Genomic DNA, 5284 nt, shown 5'->3' with positions numbered 1-5284 from the left:
CGCTGCCGCCGTACAGCACGGCCACCGCCCGCCGCCGAGCCGGTCACGCACCGCGCCGACCACGGCGGTGACCAGCTCCGGCGGGGCGGCGTCCTCCGCGCCGATGGCCCACACCGGTTCGTAGGCCACCACCAGCGGCGTGGTGGCGGGAAGGTCCGCGACGGCCGCGTCGAGCTGGCTCAGCACCACACCGGTCGCCTCGGCCCGGCCGGTTCGCTCCCGCTCCCCCACGCACAGCACCGGCGTGAGACCGGCCTCGACCACCGCGCGCGTCTTCGCCGCCACCACCGCGTCGGTCTCACCGAACAGCGCACGACGTTCGGCGTGGCCCACCTCGACGTAGGCGCAGCCGAGTTCGGCCAGCATCGCCGGGGACACCTCGCCGGTGTACGCGCCGCGCTGCGCGCTGTGCGCGTTCTGCGCGCCGTAGGCGACACCGGTGCCGGGAAACAGCTCCGCGGCCAGCGGCAGCAGCGGGAACGACGGCAGCACGAACAGCCCGCCGTCCGGAACCCGGTCGGCGTGCGCGGCCACCTGCCGCAGCCACGCGCGGCTCTGCTCGTAACCGAGGTACATCTTCAGGCTCACCCCGACCAGTCCGCGCCCGCCCGGGCGGCCGGGTCGCGCGGCCCCGTCGCCGGATGGCGGCACGGCGGACGGCCGGTGTTCCGGCTCCGTGCCCATGCGTCACACGGTACCAACCACTTCTCACACAAGAAGTGTTGACTTTGAGGTAACTCTTGTTATGTTGTGTCGGCGAGCCGCGGAGCAGCAGCGCTGCACCGTCGCGGCGCGCCGCACCAGCGGAGCAGACGAGGAGGTCAGGGCGTGAACTCCGCCGACGAGCACAGCGGCACCCCGGAGGCGCTGGGCCCCCGCGAACGCCAGGAACGCATCCGCGATCGCGTGCTCGAGCTCGGGTCGATCCGGATCGAGGACCTGGCCCGGGAGGTCGGCGTCAGCTCGATGACCATCCACCGCGACCTCGACCGGCTGGCCGACGAGGGCTGGCTGCGCAAGACCCGAGGCGCCGCCACGGCACAGCAGTCGGTGCTGTTCGAGAGCAACGTCCGCTACCGCCGCACCGAGCAGCGCGCCGCCAAGGACGCGCTGGCCCGCGCCGCGCTGGCCCACGTGGAACGCGGGCAGGCCGTCCTGCTCGACGACAGCACCACGGCGCTGGCGCTGGCCCGCCTGCTGCCCGGCAACGGACCGCTCACCGTGATCACCAACTTCCTGGCGATCATCAACGAGCTGGCCGGGGAGTCCGACGTGGAGCTGATGTCGGTCGGCGGCACCTACGTGCCCCCGTACGACGCCTTCCACGGCACGACCACCTGCGATCACATCTCACCGCTGCGCGCCGACGTGGTGTTCATGTCCACCTCCGCCGTCACCGACGGGCACTGCTACCACCAGTCGCAGGAGACGATCCTGGTCAAGCGCGCCCTCATCGAGGCCGCCCAGCACCGCGTCCTGCTGGTGGACCACACCAAGTTCCACAAGCGCGCGCTACACCGTGTGGCGCCGCTGTCCGACTTCGACCTCGTGATCGTCGACGACCGCATCACCAGTGAGGAACTGGACGAGCTGGCCGAACTCGGCGTGCGCGTGCGGGTCGCGCCGCTGGGCGAGGCCGACGGCACGACGTCGTGAACCCCCACACCGACCGACATCCCCCCAGTCCGCGTACCGCTCACCAACGGAGGTAGCCGTGCCGAAAACCATTCCCGACCGCATGCGAGCCGTGGTCGTCCACGGACCGGAGGACTACCGGCTCGAGGACGTGGACGTCCCCCGGCCCGGCCCGGGCGAACTGCTGATGCGGGTCGAGGCCGTCGGGGTCTGCGCCAGCGACCTCAAGTGCTATCACGGCGCGGCCAAGTTCTGGGGCGACGAGAACCGTCCCGCCTGGGCCCAGCGTGGCATCATCCCCGGGCACGAGCTGGTCGGCGTGGTCGTCTCCGGCGACGAGGCCGGGCTCGACAGCCACGGGGTCGCCCAGGGCGACCGGGTGGTCTGCGAGCAGATCGTGCCGTGCGAACAGTGCCGTTACTGCAAGCGTGGCGAGTACTGGATGTGCGGACCGCACGACATGTTCGGTTTCCGCAACTACCACGGCGCGATGGCCGAGTACATGCTCGTGCCGACCAAGGCGCGGGTGCACCGGGTCTCGCACGACCTCGAACCGCACCACGCCGCCTACGCCGAGCCGCTGTCGTGCGCGCTGCACGCCGTGGAGCGGGCCGACATCAGTTTCGGTGACGTCGTGGTGGTCGCGGGCTGCGGCCCGATCGGCCTGGGGCTGATCGCCGGGGCCCGCCAGAAGAACCCCATGACGCTGGTCGCGCTCGACCTCGACGACGACAAGCTCGAACTGGGCCGCCGTTGCGGCGCCGACGTGACCATCAACCCGAAGACCGAGGACGCGGTGGCCCGGGTCGCCGAGCTCACCGACGGCTACGGCGCCGACGTGTACCTGGAGGGCACCGGCGCGACCGCCGCCGTGGGCCAGGGACTGAACCTGTTGCGCAAGCTGGGCACCTACGTCGAGTACTCCGTGTTCGGCTCGGAGGTCACAGTCGACTGGTCGATCATCTCCGACGACAAGGAGCTCGACGTCCGCGGCGCCCACCTCGGACCGCACTGCTGGCCAGCCGCGATCAAGATGCTGGAGAACGGCACGATCCCGGTCGCCGACATCTGCACCCACCAGTTCGGTCTCGACGAGTTCCAGAAGGCCCTCGACCTGGTCGCCGACACCTCGGGTGCGTCGGTGAAGGTCTCGATCCTGCCCAACCGCGACTGAGGCGGGGAGGACATCATGACCGCCACCACCGCGAGTTCTCCCCGCGAGACGGTTCTCGACCGCATCGGGATTCCGCACTCGCTGCGCTGGGGCTTCGTCGCCGTGCTCCTCTTCATGACCGGCAACGGCACGGAGTCCAACTTCATCACCCCGCACATCGAGTCGGTGCTGGACAGCACCACCGGCACCGTCAGCACCATCATCTCCATGTACGGCGTGTCCGTGCTGGTCGGCAGCTACCTCTCCGGGGCGCTGGCAGACCTGTGGGGGCCGCGCCGGGTCATGCAGCTCGGCGCGGCCGTGTGGGTGGTCTTCGAGTTGCTGTTCCTGCTCAGCCTGTCGGTCGGAAGCATGCCGCTGGTGTTTCTGACCTACTTCCTGCGCGGCTTCGGCTACCCGCTGTTCGCCTTCGCGTTCCTGGTGTGGGTCAACATCGTCACGCCGGTGCAGCGCAACGGCACCGCCGTCGGCTGGTTCTACGTGATGTTCACCGGTGGCCTTCCCACGCTCGGGTCGTTGTTCGCGCTGGGAATGATCCCCGCGTTCGGCGGGGGCACCGGCGGCGAGACCGCCGCGATGATCGGGTCCATCGCCCTGGTGATCGTCGGCTTCCTGCTCGCGCAGTTCGGGGTGTCCGACCCCCACGGTGACCGGCGCGTCGCGCCCGCCGGGACCCCGGCCTCCCAGGTGCTCACCGCGGGCCTGCGGCTGAGCGTGCGCAGGCCGAAGATCTTCATGGGCTTCGTCGTCCGGCTGATCAACACCGCGCCGCAGTACGGCATGTTCATCATCCTGCCCGGCGTGATCGCCGACGAACTCGGCTGGGGCCAGGGGCGCTGGCTGACCATGACGGTGCTGGTCTATGCCACCAACATCCTCGTCAACGCGCTCTTCGGCGCGGTCGGCGACTGGTGGGGCTGGCGGCGCACCGTGCAGTGGTTCGGCGTGTTCGGGTCCTCGGTGGGCCTGCTCGCCTGGTGGTACGTGCCGCAGCTCGTGCCCGCCGGGTCCACATGGGGCTTCTGGGTGTCGGTGGCCGCAGGGTGTGTCTTCGGCTGCCTGCTGGCCGGGTTCGTTCCGATGGGCGCGATCATGCCCAGGCTCGCGCCGGACTTCAAGGGCGCGGCGATGGCCATGTACACCACGGCCGCGGGCGGAGCGGCGTTCCTCGGCTCGGCCGTGGTCAGCGTCGTGCTCGCTCTCGGGCTCGGCAACGTCGGTGTCGTGTGGGCGTTCGTCCTGCTCTACGCGCTGGCGTTCGTGCTCATGTACTTCCTCGACGTCTCCCAGCACGACGACTCCCAGGAGGCTGAGGTCACCGGGACGGCCGCCACCGACACCGCCGGGAAGCCGGTCGTGGCCGCGACCGACGTCGCCGCCGGACCCGAGGCCGAAGCCGGACCCGCCACCCGCCCGTCCGGGAGGTAACGACCATGACCAGGATCTTCAACGACCCCGCCGAGTTCTCCGACGACCAGCTCGCCGGGTTCTGCGACCTCTACGCCGACCGCCTGCGGGCTGTGCCGGGCGGAGTGGTCGCCCACCGCGGTGACCGCGACCGGGTCGCGGTCGTCATCGGCGGCGGCTCGGGGCACTACCCGGCGTTCGCCGGCACCGTCGGCCCCGGCATGGCCGACGGTGCCGTGGTCGGCAACATCTTCACCTCGCCGTCGGCGGCGCAGGCCTACTCCGTGGCCCGCGCCGCCGACCAGGGCCGAGGCGTGATCTTCAGCTTCGGCAACTACGCCGGAGACGTGATGAACTTCGGCATCGCCGCCGAACGGCTACGCGCCGAGGGCATCGACACCCGCGTGGTGATCGTCACCGACGACGTCGCCTCGGCCGAGGACGAACCGAGCCGCCGGGGCATCGCGGGCGACTTCACGGTGTTCAAGGCGATGGGCGCCGCCGCCGCTGAAGGGCTCGGCATCGACGAGGTGGAACGAGTCGGGCGCGCCGCGAACGCGGCCACCCGGTCGCTGGGAGTGGCCTTCTCCGGCTGCACCCTGCCCGGCGCGTCCGAGCCGCTGTTCACCGTGCCCGAAGGGCACCTCGGGCTCGGCCTGGGCATCCACGGCGAGCCCGGCATCAGCGAGGTGCCGATCATGCCCGCGAGTGACCTGGCCGCGCTGCTCGTGGATCGCGTACTCGACGCCGCCCCGCCGAACGCGGGGCGGCGCGTCGCGCCGGTGCTCAACGGACTCGGCGCCACCAAGTACGAGGAACTGTTCCTGCTGTGGGGCCTGGTGTCGGCCCGCCTGCGCGACCAGGGCCTCGAACCGGTCGAACCGGAGGTCGGCGAGCTGGTCACCAGCCTCGACATGGGCGGCTGCTCGCTGACGCTGATGTGGCTCGACGACGAGCTCGAACGCTATTGGCGCGCCGACGCCTACACCCCCGCCTACCGCAAGGCCGCCGCCCCGGTGCGGGCGCTGCGCGCTCCGGCGGCGGAACAGACCGCCGAGGTCACCGAGC

5 protein-coding genes are annotated in these 5284 nt (G+C 71.0%); 4 read left to right on the top strand and 1 reads right to left on the bottom strand.

Going from position 1 to position 5284, the window contains the following annotated elements; translation table 11 throughout:
* The coding region (locus SACSA_RS23605; protein WP_052328515.1) for a triose-phosphate isomerase family protein at positions 1-684 on the bottom strand (684 nt) is incomplete at its 3' end.
* A gap of 144 nt (positions 685-828) precedes the next feature.
* On the opposite strand from SACSA_RS23605, the gene SACSA_RS0117760 reads away from it, so the two are divergent.
* The 4 genes from SACSA_RS0117760 to SACSA_RS23600 form a co-directional block, all read left to right on the top strand.
* Entirely contained in the window at positions 829-1656 is an 828-nt protein-coding gene (locus SACSA_RS0117760; protein WP_019819080.1) for a DeoR/GlpR family DNA-binding transcription regulator, read from the top strand.
* Between the two features lie 58 nt (positions 1657-1714).
* Positions 1715-2809: an alcohol dehydrogenase catalytic domain-containing protein gene (locus tag SACSA_RS0117755; RefSeq protein WP_019819079.1), complete on the top strand. Its 1095-nt coding sequence runs from the start codon at positions 1715-1717 to the stop codon at positions 2807-2809.
* A 15-nt stretch (positions 2810-2824) separates the two neighbouring features.
* Positions 2825-4237 (top strand): RbtT/DalT/CsbX family MFS transporter, encoded by a 1413-nt coding sequence (locus tag SACSA_RS0117750; RefSeq protein WP_019819078.1) that lies wholly within the window; start codon positions 2825-2827, stop codon positions 4235-4237.
* Positions 4238-4242: 5 nt separating this feature from the next.
* Positions 4243-5284, top strand: a 1042-nt coding sequence (locus SACSA_RS23600) for a dihydroxyacetone kinase family protein (protein WP_019819077.1), incomplete at its 3' end; no start/stop codon positions are given.

This window comes from Saccharomonospora saliphila YIM 90502 (genome assembly GCF_000383795.1).
Classification (GTDB): Bacteria; Actinomycetota; Actinomycetes; order Mycobacteriales; family Pseudonocardiaceae; genus Saccharomonospora; species Saccharomonospora saliphila.
Note: the sequence above shows the minus strand (reverse complement) of the source record. Positions and strands in the feature narration are given on the sequence as shown.